Origin of the sequence: Pseudoglutamicibacter albus (assembly GCF_031458175.1) — a bacterium.
In the GTDB taxonomy this organism is placed as follows: Bacteria; Actinomycetota; Actinomycetes; order Actinomycetales; family Micrococcaceae; genus Pseudoglutamicibacter; species Pseudoglutamicibacter albus.
On the sequence record NZ_JAVDXX010000001.1, the window covers coordinates 1,826,475 to 1,848,091 of the forward strand.

Genomic DNA, 21,617 nt, shown 5'->3' on the forward strand with positions numbered 1-21,617 from the left:
GTTGTAAGCAGAAGGCATCCTCAACGTGTGGGTGCTGTTTTATTCTGAAAGGCGGTGTTGGCTTTGGGTATTCTAGGTTGGATTCTAGTAGGTCTGATTGCTGGCGCTATTGGTAAGGCGATCATGGGCGACTCGATGGGAATCATCCCAACGCTCGTCGTCGGTGTCGTTGGTGGTCTTCTTGGTGGTTGGCTCGGTTCCGTTATCTTCGGTAAGGGAACCGGCGGTTTCTTCGAGTTGAGCACGTGGATCTGCGCGATCGCAGGTACCTGCATCCTGCTGGGTATCTTGGGAATCTTCTCCCGCGGCTCCGCACGCGCTAAGTAATAGACCTAGCTCTATACAACGGTTTCTAGACAGCGGTGCCCCTCCAGGTTTGACCTGGAGGGGCACCGTTCTTTAAGTCCGCTGGTTACTGGGCACCGCGTGTTTATTTGGCGTCGCGGGGTGTGCGCAGGCCGAAGTACACGGCGATGGATACCGCGAGGGCCAGCACCCCTGCGACCGTGGCGGTCACGGTGACGCCTGAGTCGAAGGCGTGCGATGCTGCCTGCAAGAGTTCTGCCGCGCGTTCGTGCGGGAGGCCGGCAGCCACATCGTGCGCTGCAGCGAGCGAAGAGGCTGCTTGTTCACCCTGGGCCTGGCTCAGGGCCGCAGGCGGCACGAGGTGCGCGGTGTAGAGGGCGTTGAGTAGCCCACCCAGAACGGCGGCCCCCATGACGGTGCCGAATTCGTACGCGGTTTCAGACATCGCGGACGCGGCGCCGGCTTTTTCGGAGGGCACGGCGGTGAGCACAAAGTCGTTCGAGAGGGTCTCCGCCATGCCAGCGCCAGCACCAATGAGGAGGAACGCGACCATCGGAACCCAGTCGCCTCGTCCCACGAACACCGCGAGGATCCCGTACGCGAGCGCACTGCACAGAAGACCTGCGACCATCGCGGCGACCGGGCCCGTTTTCCGGGCCACCGGAACAACGCCGAGACCAGCGACCACCGTCATGACCATGCCGGGCAGCATGAACAGCGCGGCCTCCGCTGGGCTGCGGCCCTCGATGAGCTGTAGATGCTGGGAGAGGTAGTAGAGGAAGCCCACGAGCGAGAACATCGCGAGCAGGTTGATGATCAGTGGAAGCGCGAACGCCTTGCGAGAGAGCAATCGGACGTCCAGGAACGGAATGTCCGCACCCAGTTGGCGGCGCACGAAAACGAAGCCGACAGCCAGCGCGAACGCGATAGCGGCCAGGCCGACCCACAGCTGTTGTGGCAGGGTCTTGATCCCGTACGTGAGAGGAAGCAGGCTTGCCATAGCGAGCGCGATGCTCACAACATCGAGCGGGCCCGGGTTCGGGTCCTTCGACTCCGGCAGCAACAGAGGCGCGCCGATCAGGAACGGGAGCAGGATCGGGACCGCCATGAGCAGGACGGAACCCCACCAGAAGAAGTTCAGCAGCAGTCCGCCGATGATCGGTCCGAGTGCCGCACCCGCCGAGAACGTAGCCGCCCAGATAGCGACAGCGGTGGTGCGTTCACGCGGGTCGGGGAAGATGTTGCGGATCAAAGACAGCGTGGCGGGCATGAGTGCCGCACCGAAAACGGCCTGCAGGGCACGGAACACGATGAGCATCATCGGGCTCACAGAGAACGCAGCGACACCGGAGACCACCGCGAAACCGACCGCGCCGATCATCATGATGCGGCGGCGACCAATCCGGTCACCCAGGTTCCCCATCGGGACCAAGAGCCCCGCCAAAACCAGCGGGTAAATGTCCAAGACCCACAGTTGCTCGGTTGCGTTCGCGTGCAGTTCAACAGCGATCTCCGGCAGTGCCAGCACCATCACGGAGTTATCGACAGAAACCAGCAGGACAACAATCATGAGCAGCGCCAGCGCGGCCCAACGCCTGCGGGCGCTCGGGATCAGCTGCTCGTATTTACCGTATTGGGGGGACATAAACTTTCTCGAAAAACAACAAATAACGGGAGCACAGATGCGCTCGGGCTAGCCGCGGAGGATGGCTTTGCGTTCCCTCCAGGCGCGGGCTTTGCGTTCCGATAGCGGCATCGGCTGTTCATCCTCAGGGAGCGCGGAGTCCGCGGGGACCGCGATGAAGGTGTTGAGCCATCGCGCGTTCGGGTCGGAATCGATGAGGAAGGATTTTAGCAGCAGCGTTGCCGGCAGTGCCAGGAGGGCTCCGAGTGGGCCGAGGACCCAGACCCAGAACAGCAGGGACAGGAAGGACACGGTTGGGGTGACGCCCACGGATTCGCCGGCGAACTTCGGTTGGATGATCGATTGGATCACGAAGTTCAGGACCGAGTACGCGACGATCACGGCAACCGCCGAACCCCAGCCCTTCTCGAGGAAAGCCAGCAGGGCGGGTGGGATGAGACCGATGAAGAACCCGACGTTGGGGATGTAGTTGGTGATGAAGGAGAGGATGCCCCACACCCACACCAGCGGGATGCCGAGCAGCCAGAGCGCGCCGACGTCGGCGATCGCGACGATGAGGCCGAACACGGTGGTGACCAGCCAGTAGCGGCGCACGCCGTAGGCGAAGTCGTTGGTGACGATGAGGGCGCGCGGCTTGGTGATGCGCAGCAACTGCTGGCGGGCATGCAGGCCAGCGGAGTCCATCGCGAGGAACAGGGTCGCGATCACCAGGGTGGTCAGCAGCGCAAGGATTGAGGAGACGTTGGAGAACAGTGGCGCCAGCAGCGACATGACGTCGTTCGGCTGGATGGATTGCAGTGACTTGGTGATTTCGCTGAAGTCCAGGTTGAGGTCGAGCGCGGTCTTCTGGATCCACTGCCACGCTTCAACGAACTGTTCGTTATAGGACGGCATGAGTTGGATCAACGCGAGTAGCGACCACACGATGAGCCACACGAACAGCACCAGGATCACGAGCACCAGCAAGAGCGAGACCATCGCACCCACGAATGGTGGTACCCAGCGTTGCAGGAATTTCTGGACCGGATACACCACGATCATGAGGTTCAGACCGAGGAAGACCGGCGCGATGATGTCTTGCAGATCGCGCACGAACATGAGGATGATGCAGGTGGCGGCGAGCCCGAGCGTCACCTTGATGAACCGAGGCATACCGGCTTGTTGGTCTTCGCCCCACTTGCGGGCCTTACCGGCGGAGGCAGAGAACTCCTCCTTGGGTTTGCCGGCGTCATCCAGCGGGATCACTCCGATGCTGCGGGCTGGCTTGAACTCGTCCGCGTCGGTGGCGGTGTCACGTGGCTCTTCCTGCAAGGCGGAGGTGGAGGTGGAGGCGCCTACCGCATCGTTCGTTGCGTCTTCGGGTTTCGGGGCTTTGGATTGCGGGGCTTCAGTTTGGGTGTCCGCGGGTTCGGCGTCTTCTGGTTTGGCGCCGTCTGGGTTTTCGGGGGTGGGGACGATGGGGATTTCGCCGGTCACAGCATCGTTCGAGTCTGCTGTGTATTCATCTGACGATTCTTGACGTTCAGACATACGCCTCTCCCCTAGGTTTAACGGATACTTCGGCTCATTCGCACACCATTCTATGGCGCGATGACGGTTGCGCGGCGAGTGTTGCGCTCCGGCGTCGAACGGGAGTGTTTTCGGGTTGAGTTTGGGTTAGGAGCGGGTGGGGCACGGGCTGGCTTCGGGCCGGGTTTGGGTTCGGTTTGGGTTCGTCTATTGGGCGTGGTATGGTTTCATCTGTTCGCCGCGGCGCGGTCCAGTGAGGATCTGCGGGCAGAGCGGACAGCGCAGGAAATATAAGTGAATTATTGTGGTTTCTGCTTTGCGGGGGTATGGCGCAGTTGGTAGCGCGTCTCCATGGCATGGAGAAGGTCAGGGGTTCGAATCCCCTTACCTCCACCCTGTAATGTGTCGGGACATCGTTCACACGGTGTCCCGACATTTTTTTATGTCTGGGGGCTTTGATGTGTAGCGTCATCGTTCCGGTTTTGGGTGCGACCAAGGCGGACGAAAGTCCGACTCTTCGTCATTGAAGCGCGTCTTCAGAAGCCAGCCGCGCATAAACGAGGGTGTCGGTCCATTCGCCTTTGCTGAACCAGTCCTGGACGTGATGTGCTTCGAGCCGGAGCCCGACACGACGAGCCAGTGCTGCCGAGGCGCTGTTGCGGGCATCCATCTGCGCGGTGATGCGATGGAGCCGGTAGTGGTCAAACCCGAGGGCGAGTACTGCTCGGACGGCTTCGCTGGCGAACCCTTCCCCACCGTACGCCGGGTCGAGGACCCACCCGATCTCGCCTTGCCGGTGCTCACTATCGGTGAGCCACAGCGTGACACTCCCGATCGCGACGCCGTCATGCTCGATGACCAGCGCAAGCGCCCCACTCTCACCATCGATATCAGTCTTCGCTAGCCGTTCGGTGAGCTTGTCACGGGTGACTTCTACAGTCCATGGCTCGCCCGGCAGGTAGCGGGCAACATCTGGCCGCGAGTACAGCTTCTAAAGCCAATCGGCATCGTCGGCGTTATAGTGACGGAGCCGAAGCCGCTCCGTCACCATTAGGCCACCGGGCGCTGGGCACGAGATCGCACCGGTAGTGGATCAACTCCTCGCGCCGTCCTGCAGGTGTGGTTCCGACGCCCCGTTCCACTTCACGGAAACCTGCGTTCGTCAAGCATCGCTGAGAGGCGTGGTTCTCTGAAAGCGTGCGTGCTGTCAAGGTTCGCAGTCCACTGTTGCGTGCGAAACACGATGCCAACTCCAGACCCCGATGAGCGTGCCCCGCTCCCCGCGCATCCGGATGAATCCAGAACCCGACCTCGGCAGTCTCGGAGCTGACGTCGAAGAGCACCAAAGAGCCCACAAACCGGTCCGTCTCGGTGTCAGCAAGTGCGAGGACTGCCAGCGTGCCGGTCGACAGGTCCACAGCGGCCTCTTCACGGATCATCCGTCGCACGGAGTCGGGAGTGTAGTCGGGCTCAGGCAGGTGGCCGAAGCGCCGCACAGCTTCGTCCTTGGTTCCGGATGCATACGCTTCTGCATCCCAGTCGGACAGGGCGCGTAGGCGAGTGTTCTCAAAGGTGATCGGGAGGGTGGTAGTATCCAGCATGCGCTAAACCTAACATAGAATGGATAGCTAACTGAAGCATGTTTGGTTAGGCTGGTGGGGTGAGCTACTGGGAACACCGCAAACCTGTGCAACGTCTCCGCGCAGTGGACATCGGGGAGGTTGCGAGGGCATCGGTAGGGTTACTGGACGAAGGCGGGTTGAGGGCCCTCACACTGCGCTCTGTGGCGCAACAGGTGGGTGTCGCTCCAGCCAGCCTGTACTCCCGCGTCGAATCCGTCGACGATCTGTTCGACCTCGCCCTCGACACAGCGCTTGAAGACGATCCGGTCATGTCCGACTCGATCCGTAACGCTGACCTTCCTGCCCTGATGCAGGCCTTCTTCGCGCACCTGACAGCCCACCGGTGGGCCGGTCGGGTCATCGGTATGCGCGCTCCCAGGGGCCCGGCGTACCTGACCCTTTCTGAGCGAATGTGCGTCCTACTCGAACAAACAGGCACCCCGGACCCGCTCGGCACTGCCTACCGACTATCCAATTTGGTGATCGGTTCCGCTCTAACTGCTCCGATGGCGCCTGACGAGAAGCATGTCACCATCGACCCTGAGCAAGCTCCGACCTACGCGCGACTCCACGCGCAGCACCACATCAGCCCGCAGGAGATCCTTGCCGACGGAATCAGCGCTCTCCTCGCCTCGCCCTCCAAGCCGGGTGCGCTTTGAGGGCGAGGCGAGGGAATGCCCGCAAGACCCCTAAAGATTAGTGGGGTCGGTGGCGCAGACGCGGAGGCGGTGCCCGTCGGGGTCAGTGGCGACGAACGTGTAGCCGAACTCCAGGGTGGTGGGTTCCAGCGCGATCGGAAAGCCGAGGGTTGTCCAATCGTGGTAAAGCTGGTCGACATCATCGTGGGTGGCGTAGCTCATGGATAGTTCGACGCTGCCTGGTGTGCCGGTGGCGGCGGGGTCGATCTGGTCGCGGGTCTGCAGACCGATGATGACATTGTCGGTGAGGGCGAACACTGCGAAGTCTTTGAAGGTCTCGATGGGCTCCTTATTCAGGGCTTGACGGTAGAAGATGGTGCTGGCCTCGACGTCGGTGACGTAGAGGATCACGCTAGTGGGTGCGAAGGCGGTCATAGCTTCTCTCTCTGTGAGCGCCCCTTTTGGGGACGATTTTGTCGTTACGCTTACGAAGCTACGGGTGATAGGTGACATCTTCTGTCATGTATCTGTGCGAGTATTGGGGCATGCGAGCGGATCGGTTGTTGTCGATGATCTGGCTGCTGCGTACCCATGGCGGGCTTTCGACGGCAGAGTTGGCGCAGCGCCTGGAGGTGTCGCGTCGTACCGTGCTGCGGGATGTGGAGGCACTTTCGGCTGCTGGGGTGCCGGTGTACTGCGAGCGCGGCCCCCACGGCGGTGTCCGCCTGATGCCGGGCTACCGCACCGATGTCACAGCGCTATCTGAGGACGAGAGCCGCGCGCTGTTCTCCGCGATCTCATCGTGGGGCCCTGATTCGATTGGCTTGGGTGACGCGTTCGCCTCGGGGGTGCGTAAGCTGCTGGCTGCGGTTCCCGACGCCCATCGTAACCAGAGCCTGGAGGTTGCGTCGCGGATCGTGATTGATCCTCAGGGCTGGTTGCCGCAACCTGATGCGCTGCAACCCGGGGAGGCATTCGCAACCCTCGAAGCCTGCGTGTTCGCCCGTCAGCGGTTGCAGCTGACCTATCGCTCACGCCAAGCCACAGGTGCACAAGAGCTGATCGTGGAGCCGCATGGTCTGGTGTCGGCCGGCAGCGACTGGTATCTATGCGCCAGCACCGAGGGAACGGTGCGGTTCTTCAAGGCAGTCCGTATCGAGCACGCCGCCCCGTTGGCTGAACCGTGCTCCGGACCTGACCTGGATGTGGCCCAAGCATGGCGAGAGCACCGCGGCCGGTTTCTCGACCAGTTCACTCCTGTGAGTGTTGATGCCTGGCTCCGGGCCGCGCGGTGGGACGACGCGCGCGAGTGGAGTATCCGCACCAAGCCGATGGATGCGTCCGGGAGCCCACCGGGTGAGGGGTGGCGGCCCGTGAGCCTGGAGTTCATGGACGACCTGCACGCGGTCACCGTCCTGCTACGCCTCGGCTCGGACGTGCGCATCGAAGCCCCCGACGACATCAAAGCCAAGCTCCTGGACCACATCGATCAGGTCGCCACGCTCTACCGCTCGTGATCCTGCTCCGTACAGGGGCCTCTGAGCACCCTGATCTCAGCCAGCTGTAGCCACCATCTGGAGCTGCCAGGCCCCTTGCAGATCGAGGTTAGGAGGCTCCGGCTCACCTGTGTGATGGCCAGGTGAGGGGTGGTTTGGCTGACGATGTCGATGCGGGTGATGTCGGCTGGTGATGGCTACAAGTACTTGCTGCGGACTGTAATGTGTCGGGACATCGTTCCGCTGAACTGCTTCCCATTAGTTGGACTGAGAAATCAGTTACCGACTAGTGGGGAGCAGTTCATCAACGAACAGGCCCTTTAAGCGAGACGGAGAAATGTGAGCGTATTGAGCAAGCTCGGCGAGAGTCCACTTATGTGAAAGATCTCTGCGCATCTCTGTGATGGCGGAATGCACCTCAATTCGTTGCGTCCCATGATCTGTTTTGAATGTCATGGGACAGCACGTGTGTAGGCGAGCGAAATGATTGCCATGATCCCGAAAGCTGCAGCTGTGAGAGGGAGAGCTCCGATACCAGCGGTTGAGAGGATGCTGCCCCCAACCGCGGCTCCGATGGCAACCCCGAGGTAAGTGCCGGAAGTGTTCAGCGCCAGCGCTTGGCCCGAGACGGGACCGGCGAGGTGGTGCAGGCGGGCTTGGATTGCTGGGGAGGTCCAGAACGCCATGCCGCCCCACAGCGTCGCGACGACCAGCACGAGCGGCAGTGGAGCGGGTCTCGCTGTCCAGAGCACCCAAAGGACGATCATCGTGGCGACGATCGTGCCGATACCGATCAGCAGGGTTCGATTCGCGCCGAGGCGGTCGGTAGCGATCCCGCCGAGCCAGATGCCTCCAATGCCGGCGATCCCGGAGAGGCTGAAGGCGAGTGCGCGTTCTTCGATGCCTGCTGTTGTGGTCTCGGCCAGGTAGGGGGCGAGATATGTGAGCATCATCATCGAGTCGGTCATGAGCAGGCAGTTCGCCATCAATCCGAGCGAGATCGGAGCTCGCCGCAGGATGCGGAACTGATCGGCCAGGCGTGGAGTGTCGTCGGTTTCCTCGGAGCGGGGCAGGGTGCTGAGCACGAGGAGGAAGACGAGAGCCCCTGCGATGGCCATCGTCGCGAAGGTCGCTCGCCAGCCGAGGACGCCGCCGATCCAGGTGCCAAGCGGCACTCCGGCTGAGATCGATCCAGTGACGCCGAGCGAGACGATGGCGAGGTACCTGCCGACCTTCTGCGCTGGTGCGTGACGGGCGGTGAACGCGAACAGCGCCGGGGTCATCGCCGCAGCCGTCAACGCAGCGGCAACGCGCAGCGCCGTCAACACCGCAAACGAATCAGTGGCCGCGGCGGCGAGGTTTGCGGCCATGAAGACAGGCAACGCGGTCGTGAACAGTCTCCGCCGTGACACCGCCGCGAGAACGACTGCCGCGACCGGTGCGGTGAGGGCGACGGTCAGGGAGAACATGGTGACCAGTTGTCCGGCCTGGCCCTCGGTGACCCCAAGATCGGCCGCGAGTTCAGGCAGGATTCCGGCGATCACGTAGTCGTCGGTGTAGAGCACGAACGCAGCGGCCAGCAACGTGAACAACCAAGCAGGCATACGCATCACCCGTGACGCGCGTTCGCGAGCAGCATCCGCAGATGTGCCCGCAGGACGGCTCGCAAGCGTTCGACGCTCAGACCGCCGTGTGGCGTCACGGTGTCCAGAGTCAGCCCGCCGATCACGGCGGAGAGCTGCGCCGCAGCGAGGTCAGCGTCCGGCACGTCGAGGGAGTCGAGTGCGTCGCGCAGGACCGCGTGAAGGTCGGCGGCCATGCGCGCGGACATCACGCGGAACACCGGCATCGTTCGGGAGGCCATGATCAGTTCGACCACCACGATCGCCTCGTCCCGCCGTGGCTCATCGACCGGCATGACGGTCTCGACCAAGGTTTGCAGGGCGTCGAGCGCCGCCTCACGTGTGAGCCCGCGCAGTCCTTCGGCCGGATGGGCGGCAAGACGGCGACCCATCCGGGCACCCGCCTCCTCCGCCGCAGCAGTGAGCAGATCGTGATGTCCGTCGAAGTAGTGTCGCACCGAGCCGATGTTCAAACCGGACTCGTCAGCGACCTTCCTCAGCGACACGCCCTCCATGCCTTCGGCCACCACGAGGCGGAATGCCGCCTCGATGACCTGCTGACGACGCTGCTCCGGGTCGATCCGTGCGGGCATGACGCTTACTTCCTCTCCCTGATGACGCCGGCCTCGTCCCACACGGGCTCGCTGCTCTCGTAGACGTCTCCGTCGGCTCCGAAGACGAGATAGCGATCGAAGTCTCGGGCAAACCAACGATCATGAGTTACGGCCAGAACCGTGCCCTCAAACGCCCTGAGTGCGTGCTGGAGAGCCTCGGCGGAAACAAGATCGAGGTTGTCGGTCGGTTCGTCCAGCAGCAGCATCGTCGCTCCGCCGAGTTCCAGCAGCAGTACCTGGAACCTTGCCTGTTGCCCGCCCGAGAGCGAGTCGAAGAGTTGCTCTGCGGACTTCGCCAGCCCGTAGCGCGCGAGTACCCGCGAGGCGTCCTCTCGCGGAAGGCCAGTACGGTGCTCATCACCGCGGTGCAGGATGTCCAGCAGTGTGCGGCTGGCGAGGTCGGGCCGGCTGCGATTCTGAGCAAACCATCCCGGCCGTACCCTCGCACCGAGCCGTGCTGTGCCGCCGTGCGGCACGGGTTCGATCCTCGCATCGGTCACGGGCTCCTGGCCCGGTGCGGGCTCAGTGCCCCCGGCCGCGAGCAGGCGCAGGAAGTGCGACTTGCCCGACCCGTTCGAGCCGAGCACCCCTACTCGATCACCGAAGTACGCCTCGAAGTCGAACGCGCGCATCAGGCCCGTCAGCTCCAGCGCCTCGCAGGTCACAACACGCTTCCCGGTCCGCCCACCGTGCAGCCGGATCTGAAGGCGTTGCTCGCGAGGCTGTTCTTGCGGAGGCCCGGCCTCCTCGAACCGGGTCAGCCGGGTCTGCGCTGCCCGATACCGGGAGGCCATGTCGGAGTTGTAAGCGGCCTTCTGCTTGTACATGAGCATGAGCGAGCGCAGTTTCGCGTGCTCTTCGTCCCAGCGGCGGCGCAGCTCGTCCAACCGCTGGAACCGCTGTCCCCGCGCACGGTAGTAGGTATCGAACCCGCCAGGATGCGTCCATGTGGTGTTGCCCGCCGCGCCGAGTTCCAGCGTCACGAGCGAGGTCGCCGTCCGGGCCAGCAGCTCACGGTCGTGGCTCACGTAGAGCACGCCCTTGCCCGTCGCGCGCAACCGCTCTTCCACCCAGCGTTTGCCCGGCACGTCCAGGGAGTTGTCCGGCTCATCCAGCAGCAGCAGATCGTCCGGGCCTCGCAGCAGCGCCTCCAGCGCGAGCCGCTTTTGCTCACCACCAGACAATGTTGACAACGACCGGTGGCGACACCGCTCGAAGGGCACCCCGAGAGCGGCGACCGTGCAGACGTCCCACAACACCTCGGCGTCATAGCCGCCCACCTCGCCCCATGCTGCGACTGCCGACGCGTACGCTATCTGCGATTGAGTGGTGCCCTGCTCCTTCATCAGGGCCTCAGAGCGTGCGAGCTGTACGGCAGCATCGCGGATCGCAGGCTGTGCGACCGACAACAGGAGTTTGCCGACTGTTGAGCCGGTGACGAACTGGCGCATCACACCCAAGCTTCCGTCACGGGTTACCGTGCCGGAGTCCGGCGAAAGTTCGCCAGTTACGATCCGCAGCAGCGTACTCTTCCCGGCGCCGTTCGCGCCGATCAGGGCCACCCGCTCGCCCCCGCTCACTGCCAGCGAGGTATCGCGCAGCAGCGGTCGACCATCGGCCAGCGTGTACGTCACAGACGCGACATCAAGATGAACCATGACCCAATACTATCACACCTGTGATAAATACCGGTTGGGCCTGCCAGCCTGCTCACGTGATCAGGTGCTTCTCGTAGTGAGGCTCAGGACGCGCGCATCCGCACCTCGGAGTTGCCACACGTCTTTCAAGCGAGGCCCGAGCAACGTCACCCTGGGCTGAGACTGGGCTCCAGCGTCTCCAGCAGCGCACCTGACCGATGCGAACCCGTCCCGCGGGGACGGGACCAGGGAGGAGCTGGCCGCATGAGAGTTCTGTCATTGGATCGCGCTGAGCGATCCGCGGTCGCGCACGAGATCCGCCGCTACCAGGACTATCGAGTGCGTATCGGTGACGACCTACACGCCTCCCATGTGCTGGTGGGGCATGGAGAGACCGATCCTCCCGATATTACGCCGCAGGTCGTCTGACCCTTAACCCACTTTTTCGGTGGACGTGCCAGGACATCGTTCCACCTTTTTGGGTGCGGCCATAGCTGAGCTGGGCCCCATTAGTTGGACTGAGAAATCAGTTACCGACTAGTGGGGAGCATTTCATGTTCGCGAGGGCCTTCGATCATGAGCTTGGCTCCGCCGGCGCACCACAGGACGCCTTTGAGGTAGTGGTCGTACTTCTGGGGTGGTCGTTCGCCGCGGGCGTTGTTGGCTTCGAGGTTGGTTTGGACTCGCAGCCTGGTCTCGGCGTCGACGAAGGGCCGGTGGTCAGGCCGTGTCTTCCTCACGGTGGTTGGTGCGTCTGGTCGCGAGGCCGACGCCACCCAGGACGACCGCAAGCCCAATCCACTGCAGGAGCGAGGGCTGCTGGCCGAAGAAGGACCACGCCCACAGCATTGTGACCGGTGCAGTCAGGTAGAGCAGAGTGCTGGTCCTGGTGGCTCCCACCTGGCGTAGGCACCAGATGAACGTGGCGTAGCCGCCGAGGCCAGACAGGAGAACCAGCCAGCTGATTGCCAGCACCAGTACCCCCGTGACCTGCACTGCAAGCCCGTCGGTCAGGAGGGCTATGCCGCTGAAGATCACGGCCGCAACGCTCACTTGCACGGTCAGGCTGGTCACCACGGGCACCTGGGGCTTCCACGAGCGTTCCAGCAATGAGGCCATGGACAGTCCCAGCAGGCTCACTACCACCAGGCCCACGCCTCCCACCCCCGCTGCGCTGATGCCTCCCACGCTCAAAGCGACGCCAACCAGAGCGATGAGCAGGCCAACCCACTGGAGGATGCTGACTCGGTCACCGAAGAAAATGCGCCCCGCCGCGGTCACGAGCAGCGGCTGGAGTGCACACACCAGCGCAGACACGCCGGCATCAAGCCCCTGTTCAGCAGCCAGGAACACACCGCCCAGGAAGAACACGTGAGACAAGACGGCCAGGACGACCTGCTGCCACACCTCGCGTCGGCTCAGCGCGCGGAAAGAATCACGCACCGAAGGAACCAGGAGACACCCGACGACCAGTAGAAGGGCCGTCATCAGATAGCGCCAGGCCAGCAGGGACCACGCCCCCAGGCCTGTCCGGTCCGCCAACGTCGCCCCGACAAACCCGGAACTCCACGCCACCACGAACGCCACACACATAAACCATCGCATGCGAACAGCTAAACATACCGGTCGGTATACTGTCAGTGCACCACAGCCGAATGGGGGACGGATCATGCACATCGACCTCGAGGTCTTCGAGCCTGTCGACACCACACCGGTCGGCCACAGGGTTCTCGATGCTGCCTCGGAACTCTTCCGCGACCACGGAATCAGGGCCACCGGTGTTGACAGCATCGTCGAACGCGCTGAGACCACGAAGAGGACCTTGTATCAGCGCTACGGGTCCAAGGATCGGCTGGTCGCCTGTTACCTCCAACAACGCGCGCACGTCTGGCAGGGCAAACTCCTGGAAGCCTTGACCGGCGCCTCCCCAGCCGAAGCCCTGGAGGTCGTCTACCGGCACACTGCTCGGTGGGCGACCGGCACCCCTCGCGGTTGTGCCTTCGTGAACGCTTGGGCCGAGATCGGTGCCAGCGAGCATGAGGCAGGCGATTTCGTTCGGGCGGAGAAGGCCTGGATGTTGGCCTTGTTCACGCAGATCGCCGGTGGCGATGAGAACACCGGCGCCCTCCTGCACCTGCTCCATGAAGGTGCCCAGGTCACCGCGTCGATCCAGGGCGACCCACGGGTGTTCGCTCAAGCCTGCGCCGCATCACAGGAACTCTTGGCCCAACGGTGAGGAGTCCCTCTCACAGCAAGCTCGAGTCGCGTTGCGCTCTTCAACCAACCTCTCCGGGCAGTACGCTTAGTGAGACAGGGCTCGATCACTGCGCAGGAGGAGGGCGATGCCCATGAACCCGACAAGGCATGCAGCCGCTGCGAAGCCAGTGAAACCTGGTACCCACAGCTCCGCGGCAGGGTTCACGGGCCATGAACGCCGCGTAGATGCCGCCTAGCAACGTGACGGAGATCAGGCTGTCGAACTCGTATGACACTTCCTCGACGCCCGAGGGCGAGTACAGCTCGTGAAGCCATTCGGCATCGTCGGCGTTATGCGGACGGAGCCGAAGCCGCAACGCCACGTTGCAACCTTCGCTGACAAGCCATTGATGCCCAACCTAGCTTGACATTCTGAAGCCTTCACGGGTCGCCGTGGTCGCGGCGAACATGCACTAACCCGAGGGCGGGGCTGCAGGCGGTCGAGTCGTTACGGGTGCTGGCTGACACGTTGGAGTTGCGGCAGATCGAGCTGGACCGGACGCACGGGATGGCGGCACCTGGTCGGTGTCCCGCTGCCTCCATTGCAGAAATTCATGGTCTGGTTTAGCCTGTTCCAGACCGGTAGCGCCACTAGCCGGGCGTTCCGCTAACCCGCATCGAAGATGATCACGAAAGACACCATGAACGTCTCTGAATCTCCGAGTAACGGCATCGACGACGCGAAGTCGGGCAACGCTGCGGTCCCGTTCCGGGAAGGTATCGCGCTGTTGTGGTCGTACTCGCGCCCACATCTTCGAACCCTCATCATTGGTGTGTTGCTGGGGTTGTTCGCAACGGCGATCGCGCTCGCGACACCGATGGTCACCAAGTGGGTGCTCGACTCGCTCGGCACTAATCTCGATCTCACAGGTCCAGTCACGGTCCTGGTGCTGATCCTGATCGTCGGAGTCATCGCGAACCTCGCCCAGAGCGTGCTACTGGGTAGGCTCTCAGAGCGCATCGTGCTAGATGCTCGCCGTGGCCTGGTCAGTCGATTCTTGCTGGCGAAGCTGGAGCAGATTCAGCGCTTCCGGTCCGGCGAACTCGTCACCCGCGTCACCAGCGACACGCTGCTTTTGCGGGAGGCGACGACGAATAGTCTCGTGCAACTCATCAACGGCCTGGTATCCCTGGTCGGAACCATTGTGTTGATGGCGATCCTCGATTGGCCTCTCCTGCTGGCCACGCTCCTCGCGCTGGTCGTGGTCGGCGTCTTGTTCGGTGTGCTCGTTCCGCAGATCGGTAAAGCTGACAAACGCGCACAGGACGCCATCGGAGATCTTGGTGCGACGTTGGAGGGCGGGGTGCGAGCCTTGCGTACCGTGAAATCCAGCCGCGCCGAGCACCGCGAGATCGCACGGGTGAACGCAAAAGCCGAAGAATCTGCCCGGCACGCGATCCGATCGGTCTGGTTCTCGGCACTGGCGTGGTCGGTCGCGGGCGGCGGGGTGCAGCTGGCGATCATCGTCATCCTCGGCCTCGGCGCAGGACGAGTCGCGCTCGGCGAGCTTGCCGTGTCCACTCTTGTCGCATTCCTCATGTATGCCTTCAACATCGTTGACCCGATCACCTCACTGGCCGGGGCATTCTCCACCCTCCAGAGTGGCCTCGCCGCCGCCGCACGCATTCGCGAAACCGAACACCTCGAACTCGAAGACACGCACGCTCGCCCCGCCGATGCACCTGCTCCTGTGAGCCATCCTGATACCCCGGTGCTTACGCTCCGTGCGGTCACAGCAGGCTACGCCGACGCAGAAACCCCCGCGCTGCGCGACATTACTCTCGCCATCCCGCGCAAGGGGCACATCGCACTCGTCGGCCCGTCCGGAGCGGGAAAGACCACCGTCTTCTCACTACTACTCCGTTTCATCGACCCCACCTCAGGGCGACTCGAACTGAACGGTGTCCCGTACGAGCACTTGAGCATCGATGATGTCAGGTCAGGCATCGCCTACGTCGAACAAGAAACCCCTGTGATCCCCGGCACCGTTCGTGACAACGTGCTCTTCCGTGTGCCCGACGCCACCGATGACGAAGCATGGGAAGCACTTGCCTCGGTACGCCTCGATCAGAAGATTCGATCCCTCAATGGCGGGCTGGACACTAACGTTGCCGAGACCAGTCTCTCCGGTGGGGAGCGTCAACGCCTTGCCGTCGCACGAGCCCTGGTTCGCCGCCCGAACGTGCTCCTGCTGGATGAGGCTACCGCCCAGCTCGACGCGACTACCGAAGCGGCCATCCAGAACCTCATCGCCACCGCTTCACGGGAAGGCGCGGTCGTCACCATCGCACACCGCTTATCCACCGTGCTCGATGCAGACCAGATCATCGTCCTCGAAAACGGTCAGGTGCGAGACGCAGGAACCCACCGCGACCTCCTCAGTCGTGACACCCTCTACCAAGAGTTCATCTCCGCACTACACATTCACACAAGCGCCGACCTTCCCCCGGCCGAAACGTAAAGCGAGCCCGACCCAGTTCTCCGGACACTGATCGTGGACGCTCTAGTTCCGTGTGACCTCCCCGCCGCGTCGCCAGTAAATCCCAGCTAACCGCCACCTTGAGCGCGCACGGACAAAGGCCGGTCCGTCATCTCGACAGGCAAGCTCCTCATTCCGTTAGATACCCCAGATAAAGTTCTTGACCACCAGTTCTAGAACATCTATTCTGAAACTATGGCAAGACCACGGGAGTTTGATACCGCGGCTCTCCTGCAGCAGGCGGGTGAGTTGTTCATTAGGCGGGGTTTCACGGCGACCTCGATCGACGAGGTCGTAAAAACCACAGGGGTGGTGAGGGGCAGCCTGTATTCGATCTTCGGTTCGAAGCAAGGCATTTTCGTTGCGGCCCTCAAGCATGCGGCAGGAGAACACAGCGATGGCGACAGCTCGGCTCCTGAGGTGTTGCTTGACCTGCTCAACGTCGCTGTTTTTGAGATCGCACCCCACAACCGTGACGTCGCGGATTTGGTTCAGCGCATCATCGACGCCAATGGGATTACAGCTCAAGCGCTTGGTCAGCGAGCGCTCGAGCGGGCTTGCCTCACCGAGGCAACCGGCTAGGTCTATAGGTTTTGAAGAAGGAGAAACGCATGGCTCGCAACAAGGTTGAAATTCAGGACGGGGAGCTCATCGTCACCCCGCGCGGCTTAGACAAGATGTGGTCATTCAAGAGGGAAATCCGTGTGCCGCTGGCACTTGTTCGCGGGGCTACGTTCGACCCGGGTGTGGTGACGGAACCGAAGGGCATCCGTTCACCGGGGCTGAATACGGGGGGTAAGAAGGTGTCGGCGACGTACCGCAAGGACGGGGAACGCCACTATTGGAACGTGACCGGCGCATCGGATGTGCTCGTGATCGAACTGGACCCGACGTTTGAATACAGCCGCCTCATTCTTTCCGTTGATGATCCGGTTGGTTTGGAACGGCGCATTGACGAGACTGTCCGCGACCGCACACAATGAACGATGGCGGCCGCGGACAGATTTGAGGCAGGTGCGGGCTACTCGTTGAATGGGACGACGTCGAAGCCGAGCAGTTCCACGCTCATGCCGCGCTGCTCATCGTCGCCGTGATCGCGGGCCGGGCGCGCATCAAGCCATGCCTGGAAGTGCTCGCGGGTTTCCCAACGGGTCACAACAAAGTAGCGGTCCTCCCCGATCTGCGGACGCAACAGTTCAAACCCTTGGAAACCTTCAGCGGTGTCCACAGCTTTCTTCCGTGCAGCGAAACGCTGCTCGATCTCGGCTTCGGCCCCTTCAGGGTATGTGAGTGCCGTGATGTTGACGAACGTCATCTGAACCTCCCTAGACGGCGGCGGTGTTACGCGCCGCGATGTGATTCAACCTTTTAAACAAGGCTACCGATGTTTCCTGGGGTTTCGCCGAGTGGTACCCGCGGCCCTGCCCCGGTTCCGGCCTGGGGCTGGGTGTGGACTGTTGGATGCACAGGGAGCGCGGTTTAGTACTTCTCGTAGGTCCCTACCAAGTGTGGAAACTCGGGGAGTTTGCCGCCGTCTCGGATGAAGGTGCACAAGATAAGAGCGGTGTCGTCGATTTTTGCGCCTCCGCTACTGTCCCCATCTTTTGTGGGTTCCCCGTAGAGGTAACAGCCTTCAGGGGTGTACTGAACTTCGTTGCGGTAGTAGAATATGCCCTTCTCTGGCCCGCGCTTAGCCGGCTTGAAGCAAAGAGTTTGGGCGTAGCCGCAGCCGTCCGGGATGTCCTCATTGGAGATCTGTACGAAAGCCTGCTCATCCTTTGCCGCCAATTCCTGAATTTCTTCTAGCGCCCACCTGATCTGCCCGTAAGACGTAACCGGTATAAAATCGAAATCCTTAAAAGAGATATAGATGCCCCACCCTTCGGGGACTCGCGCGGCGTAGTCGAATTCGGGCACTGGGATCGGCGGGGCGGCCTCAGGAGCCTCCTGCGCGACATGCTCTTGCTCATCCTGCTTTGTGGTGCTGAATATTTTCTTGAGGAAGGAGAACATGGTGACCTCTCTGTCATTGTTCGACCCTTGCCACACTAACCCAGACAGCTAGCGACTAAGTTTCCCTTATAAGGGTTAGGGACAACCACTCCAACGCACGCATATTCGGTACCCACATTGACCATCCCATTGAGACCAGCTGTCTACAGGGTTCGAATCACGAGCATTGTGACTCTTAAGCCACTTCAAAGAGTGCCCCGGAAGCATCGGACACTTATCGACGTGTTAGATCACGAGACGCCGAACATATTTCACATTTCCCGCTAATCGATCAGGCCCATCGATATGGGGTCACAACAGGTGACACATCGACACAGCTCTAAGGTCAAGCTAACGCACGGCTGAGCGTCGACCTTATGGCTAATCACCGACGTTCTTGGACGGCCTCCGCGCATCTTGAGCTGTATGGCTTATGGCCACTGTAAAGCTACGGTGCCTCATACACCTGAGAAGCACACCGACACGCGCTCTATTTCCACTTCATCTGACTGGTTCGCGGTCTACACATCAGGTCATCAGAGAAACTGATTGCGAGAAACTAAGGCAAACGGCGTGGCCAGACAGAGCCAATGACTCATGTAGAGAATCTCAGGAGATGGTGGCACCCCCGCAGGAACTAACGTTGGCCGAAGTGTTCTTATGTCAAAAGGCCTCACTGTACCGGGTAGACAAACTACTCATAGCAGTATGCTCATTGTCGAACGCATCCGCAGATTAATCAGCTGACGCCGTAACAACCGCAATCCCGAAAATGTGACGGCACCGACGTGAAAGGTTCCCCATGCGCACCGAAGAGACTACACGCACTTTTGAATTATCAGATGAAGGTAGCCACTTCTATCGGACAGATTTTCAAGTGCACACTCCCCGCGACGGTCAATGGGATGGAACACGCCCAAACGATCGTGACAAATGGGCTGACAGCTTCGTCGCCGCAGCGCGAAAGAAGGGATTAAACGCTGTCGCGATATCCGACCATCATGATTTTGCTTATTTTCCCCACATTAAGAAGGCGGCCGCTCGCGAAAAACTTCCTGATGGCACAAATCTTCGAGACGAAAACCGCTTGATCGTCTTTCCAGCGCTAGAACTCACCCTCGAGGTTCCCGGTCAGGCAATCATGATCCTAGACGCCGACTTTCCCGAAAACCGCCTTGACGACGTCCTAAGAGCCTTACACTTTGAACCGGTTGACCCCAACTTAAATCACCTCCCTGTTGTGGAAGCACTACCCGATTCCAGAGATGTTAGTCTGCTACAGGAAAAGCTCGACAATCACGACTGGCTCCGAGGCCGCTATATCATCCTTCCCAATGTCACACCTGATGGACATAAAACATTTCTACGGACAAGTTTTCAGTCGATATATCGAAACTTACCGTCAGTCGGAGGATATATTGATGGTTCTTTCGATGCGAAAAAGCTGGGCAAAAAACAGATCCTAGATGGCAAGAACCGGGAGTGGGGTTCTAAGCGTTTAGCGTTCTTCCAAACATCGGACACTCGTGACTCTGAGTTTTCGAAACTGGGTGAGCATACAACTTGGGTCAAATGGTCAAAGCCTACGGCCGAAGCCCTTCGCCAAGCTTGTCTTGCACAGGACTCGCGCATCTCCCAGGCGCCTCCGGCTATGCCTAATGCATGGATCTCACGTGTCATCGTGTCTGACAGCAAGTTCATGGGGCCAGTCGATGTCAAGATCAACCCGCAGTACACCGCCCTAATCGGAGGTCGTGGGACCGGAAAATCGACAATTATGGAATATCTCCGCTGGGCTCTTTGTGATTCCCGCGTGAATGAAAATGACAACGTCGAGGACACAGCGTTAGCGAAACATACACGCAATCTCATTGAGTCAACGCTCAAGGACCTAGATGCCTATGTGGAGGTTCACTGTGTAGTTAACGGGGTTACGCATGTCGTTCGCCGCTATGCTTCCGATGGCAAAGTTGATCTCAAGATAGGCGAGAGTAAGTTCGACAACGTCACCAGCTCGGAGGTTGAAAGCTTATTACCAATCCAGGCCTACAGCCAGAAGCAGTTGAGTAGCGTAGCGGTCCGTACTGATGAGCTCCTCCGGTTCCTAACCACACCAATCCAGCGCGAGTTGGAAGAAAATAGCAACCAAGAGAAGGAAGTGATTAGCCGGCTACGAAAAAACCACGACGCAGTTCAGCGCCACCAAACCGTCTCCTCCGAAATCAATAGCGAGACCCTTCGAAAAGACTCCCATACCACCCAGATACTAGCCTTGCGCCAAGGCCTTACAGGGCTATCCCAGGAGGATCATAGAATCCTCGACCACAAGCCCGACCTCGACCATCTAGTCTCCTTGCAGTCTGCCTGGCACCAACAAGCAGCTTCCACTCAAGACAGCCTAACGACCCTGTTCGACTCACTCGATTCATGGTTACAGCGAAACCCTACTCCACCAACTTTGCCAAAATCTTTGTCCACGGATCTATCTAATGACGTCGATGCGTTGTTCACTGCAACAAGAGAAGCTCTGGCCGTCCTTCATGAAGAAGGCAGCCGGCTGCTAGACAACTTTCGCGGACTCACTAGAGCAGGCGGCAAGATAGCTAAGCTCTCTCAAGCGCTGGAAAGCAAGCTCAGCGCGTGCCGCAACGAGTATGCGGCCGTGAAACAGCGCTCGTCTACCCACGAGACCACGCTAACCGAACTCGCTAGATTAGAAGCACAACAACAGACATCGCACCGGCGCTTGCAGGAGTTGCGCGTTGAGCTCGAGGGGCTTGGGGATCCCCACGGTGAGCGTCTTAAACTCCGCTCAAAGTTGGCAGGCGTCCGGGAGGAACGCGCAAAACTACTACACACAGAATGCGAGAAACTAAAATCGTCGTCGGAAGGCATGATTCGCGCAACTTTATCGAGCAATTGCGGGTTCCAAGCTCTCCAGGAAGAATTCAAAGGACTCATACAGGGGTCTCGCGTCCGCTCAGATAAGGTTGAGAGTTTTTCCAGAACCTTTCGTCCGAGCCGAATCCGCAGGATGCCTGGGAGCAAGTTTTGGTAGAGCTTGAATACCTAAGCCAACTGCAACAGGATGATGAGGTAGACCCAAAGCAGACCCCAACTCTCGACAAACTCGGTTTGCCAGCTGATGTTCAAAAACGACTGCGCCCCTATGTCACACCAGATAAATGGCTTGATCTATCTCTGATAGAACTGCATGTCATCCCTGAGTTTGAGTACCGCACCAAGGAAGGGGCATATATTTCTTTCAGCGCTGCCTCGGCTGGGCAGCAGGCCTCTGCTCTGCTTGGCGCTCTACTCTTACAAGAAGGATCTCCTTTGCTCATCGACCAGCCTGAGGACGATCTCGACAGCAATACGATTTCACAGATTGCCCCTAAAATTTGGGCTGCTAAAGGTCAACGTCAACTGATATTCACCAGCCATAACGCAAACATGGTCGTAAATGGCGATGCGGACCTCGTCCTGGTCTGCGATTACTTGACCGCAGACGATCAATCAAACGGCCATATCAAGGAGCAAGGTTCGATTGATGTCGCGCCTGTGCGGCGCAGTATCACCTCTGTTATGGAGGGCGGCGAGCGAGCTTTCCGTTTGCGCAAGGAGAAGTACCAGTTCTAGAAAGTCTTCTAGGCTATTACGCCCTATGGAATCTCTCACGACCCACTGGGACTGACGCGGCTAGGTTCAAGTAATAAAGGTCTGCCCGCAATAGAAAGGCCCCGGGATCGTTTTGAACTGCTCCCCATTAGTTGGACTGAGAAATCAGTTACCGATTAGTG

At 60.5% G+C, this 21,617-nt stretch carries 22 protein-coding genes and 1 tRNA gene; 11 read left to right on the top strand and 12 right to left on the bottom strand.

Going from position 1 to position 21,617, the window contains the following annotated elements; genetic code table 11:
* Positions 1–57: 57 nt before the first annotated feature.
* The gene (locus J2S67_RS08045) at positions 58–327 is read left to right on the top strand and encodes a GlsB/YeaQ/YmgE family stress response membrane protein (RefSeq protein WP_310247979.1); all 270 of its coding nucleotides are present in this window, start codon (positions 58–60) and stop codon (positions 325–327) included.
* Between the two features lie 103 nt (positions 328–430).
* Here the strand turns inward: J2S67_RS08045 and J2S67_RS08050 are convergent, their stop codons facing one another.
* Both J2S67_RS08050 and J2S67_RS08055 read right to left on the bottom strand, forming a co-directional pair.
* A complete protein-coding gene (locus J2S67_RS08050) occupies positions 431–1,951 on the bottom strand; it encodes an MFS transporter (RefSeq protein ID WP_310247982.1) in 1,521 nt (506 codons plus the stop codon).
* Positions 1,952–1,999: 48 nt separating this feature from the next.
* Positions 2,000–3,481: an AI-2E family transporter gene (locus J2S67_RS08055; protein WP_310247986.1), complete on the bottom strand. Its 1,482-nt coding sequence runs from the start codon at positions 3,479–3,481 to the stop codon at positions 2,000–2,002.
* A gap of 299 nt (positions 3,482–3,780) precedes the next feature.
* On the opposite strand from J2S67_RS08055, the gene J2S67_RS08060 reads away from it, so the two are divergent.
* Positions 3,781–3,853: transfer RNA gene (locus J2S67_RS08060), tRNA-Ala, on the top strand.
* 127 nt (positions 3,854–3,980) lie between these two features.
* Here the strand turns inward: J2S67_RS08060 and J2S67_RS08065 are convergent.
* Together J2S67_RS08065 and J2S67_RS08070 are read right to left on the bottom strand one after the other, a co-directional pair.
* Positions 3,981–4,448 carry a GNAT family N-acetyltransferase gene (locus J2S67_RS08065; RefSeq protein ID WP_310248799.1) on the bottom strand — a complete coding sequence of 156 codons (468 nt, stop codon included), beginning with the start codon at positions 4,446–4,448 and terminating at the stop codon, positions 3,981–3,983.
* A 28-nt stretch (positions 4,449–4,476) separates the two neighbouring features.
* Positions 4,477–5,061 (bottom strand): GNAT family N-acetyltransferase, encoded by a 585-nt coding sequence (locus J2S67_RS08070; protein ID WP_310247989.1) that lies wholly within the window; start codon positions 5,059–5,061, stop codon positions 4,477–4,479.
* A gap of 59 nt (positions 5,062–5,120) precedes the next feature.
* Between J2S67_RS08070 and J2S67_RS08075 the strand changes: the two genes are divergently transcribed.
* Entirely contained in the window at positions 5,121–5,741 is a 621-nt protein-coding gene (locus J2S67_RS08075; protein WP_310247991.1) for a TetR/AcrR family transcriptional regulator, read from the top strand.
* Positions 5,742–5,771: 30 nt separating this feature from the next.
* Here the strand turns inward: J2S67_RS08075 and J2S67_RS08080 are convergent, their stop codons facing one another.
* Positions 5,772–6,155, bottom strand: a complete 384-nt coding sequence (locus J2S67_RS08080) for a VOC family protein (protein WP_035756255.1) — start codon at positions 6,153–6,155, stop codon at positions 5,772–5,774.
* Positions 6,156–6,265: 110 nt separating this feature from the next.
* On the opposite strand from J2S67_RS08080, the gene J2S67_RS08085 reads away from it, so the two are divergent.
* Positions 6,266–7,237 carry a helix-turn-helix transcriptional regulator gene (locus J2S67_RS08085; protein WP_310247994.1) on the top strand — a complete coding sequence of 324 codons (972 nt, stop codon included), beginning with the start codon at positions 6,266–6,268 and terminating at the stop codon, positions 7,235–7,237.
* 431 nt (positions 7,238–7,668) lie between these two features.
* On the opposite strand, the gene J2S67_RS08090 is transcribed toward J2S67_RS08085, so the two are convergent.
* Genes J2S67_RS08090 through J2S67_RS08100 form a run of 3 tightly spaced genes read right to left on the bottom strand, consistent with a single transcriptional unit; the run spans position 7,669 to position 11,110 of the window.
* Positions 7,669–8,820, bottom strand: coding sequence for an MFS transporter (locus tag J2S67_RS08090; protein ID WP_070507417.1), 1,152 nt, complete (start codon positions 8,818–8,820; stop codon positions 7,669–7,671).
* A gap of 5 nt (positions 8,821–8,825) precedes the next feature.
* On the bottom strand, positions 8,826–9,431 hold the full coding sequence (locus tag J2S67_RS08095; protein WP_070507336.1) for a TetR/AcrR family transcriptional regulator: 606 nt from the start codon (positions 9,429–9,431) through the stop codon (positions 8,826–8,828).
* Positions 9,432–9,436: 5 nt separating this feature from the next.
* Positions 9,437–11,110 (bottom strand): ATP-binding cassette domain-containing protein, encoded by a 1,674-nt coding sequence (locus tag J2S67_RS08100; RefSeq protein ID WP_310248000.1) that lies wholly within the window; start codon positions 11,108–11,110, stop codon positions 9,437–9,439.
* A 243-nt stretch (positions 11,111–11,353) separates the two neighbouring features.
* Here J2S67_RS08100 and J2S67_RS08105 point away from each other — a divergent pair, with 243 nt between their 5' ends.
* Complete coding sequence (locus J2S67_RS08105; protein ID WP_176744704.1) at positions 11,354–11,518, top strand: hypothetical protein; 165 nt, start codon at positions 11,354–11,356, stop codon at positions 11,516–11,518.
* A gap of 101 nt (positions 11,519–11,619) precedes the next feature.
* Here the strand turns inward: J2S67_RS08105 and J2S67_RS08110 are convergent, their stop codons facing one another.
* Positions 11,620–11,829: a hypothetical protein gene (locus tag J2S67_RS08110; RefSeq protein WP_310248005.1), complete on the bottom strand. Its 210-nt coding sequence runs from the start codon at positions 11,827–11,829 to the stop codon at positions 11,620–11,622.
* Positions 11,810–12,694, bottom strand: a complete 885-nt coding sequence (locus J2S67_RS08115; protein WP_310248008.1) for a DMT family transporter — start codon at positions 12,692–12,694, stop codon at positions 11,810–11,812. Before J2S67_RS08115 ends, J2S67_RS08110 begins: the two co-directional genes overlap by 20 nt.
* Positions 12,695–12,758: 64 nt before the next feature.
* On the opposite strand from J2S67_RS08115, the gene J2S67_RS08120 reads away from it, so the two are divergent.
* The 4 genes from J2S67_RS08120 (at position 12,759) to J2S67_RS08135 (ending at position 16,808) form a co-directional block, all read left to right on the top strand.
* Positions 12,759–13,325 (top strand): TetR/AcrR family transcriptional regulator, encoded by a 567-nt coding sequence (locus J2S67_RS08120; protein WP_070507341.1) that lies wholly within the window; start codon positions 12,759–12,761, stop codon positions 13,323–13,325.
* A 661-nt stretch (positions 13,326–13,986) separates the two neighbouring features.
* Entirely contained in the window at positions 13,987–15,807 is a 1,821-nt protein-coding gene (locus J2S67_RS08125; RefSeq protein WP_310248010.1) for an ABC transporter ATP-binding protein, read from the top strand.
* A 213-nt stretch (positions 15,808–16,020) separates the two neighbouring features.
* Positions 16,021–16,407, top strand: a complete 387-nt coding sequence (locus J2S67_RS08130) for a TetR/AcrR family transcriptional regulator (protein WP_310248012.1) — start codon at positions 16,021–16,023, stop codon at positions 16,405–16,407.
* Positions 16,408–16,436: 29 nt separating this feature from the next.
* Entirely contained in the window at positions 16,437–16,808 is a 372-nt protein-coding gene (locus J2S67_RS08135; protein WP_310248014.1) for a hypothetical protein, read from the top strand.
* Positions 16,809–16,846: 38 nt separating this feature from the next.
* Here J2S67_RS08135 and J2S67_RS08140 read toward each other — a convergent pair whose 3' ends face one another.
* Both J2S67_RS08140 and J2S67_RS08145 read right to left on the bottom strand, forming a co-directional pair.
* Positions 16,847–17,140: an antibiotic biosynthesis monooxygenase family protein gene (locus J2S67_RS08140; RefSeq protein ID WP_070507348.1), complete on the bottom strand. Its 294-nt coding sequence runs from the start codon at positions 17,138–17,140 to the stop codon at positions 16,847–16,849.
* Positions 17,141–17,304: 164 nt separating this feature from the next.
* On the bottom strand, positions 17,305–17,838 hold the full coding sequence (locus J2S67_RS08145) for a hypothetical protein (RefSeq protein WP_310248017.1): 534 nt from the start codon (positions 17,836–17,838) through the stop codon (positions 17,305–17,307).
* A 781-nt stretch (positions 17,839–18,619) separates the two neighbouring features.
* Between J2S67_RS08145 and J2S67_RS08150 the strand changes: the two genes are divergently transcribed.
* Together J2S67_RS08150 and J2S67_RS08155 are read left to right on the top strand one after the other, a co-directional pair.
* Positions 18,620–20,875, top strand: a complete 2,256-nt coding sequence (locus tag J2S67_RS08150) for an AAA family ATPase (RefSeq protein WP_310248019.1) — start codon at positions 18,620–18,622, stop codon at positions 20,873–20,875.
* Positions 20,869–21,456, top strand: a complete 588-nt coding sequence (locus J2S67_RS08155; RefSeq protein WP_310248022.1) for an AAA family ATPase — start codon at positions 20,869–20,871, stop codon at positions 21,454–21,456. The genes J2S67_RS08150 and J2S67_RS08155 overlap by 7 nt, the downstream gene beginning before the upstream one ends.
* Positions 21,457–21,617 lie beyond the last annotated feature (161 nt).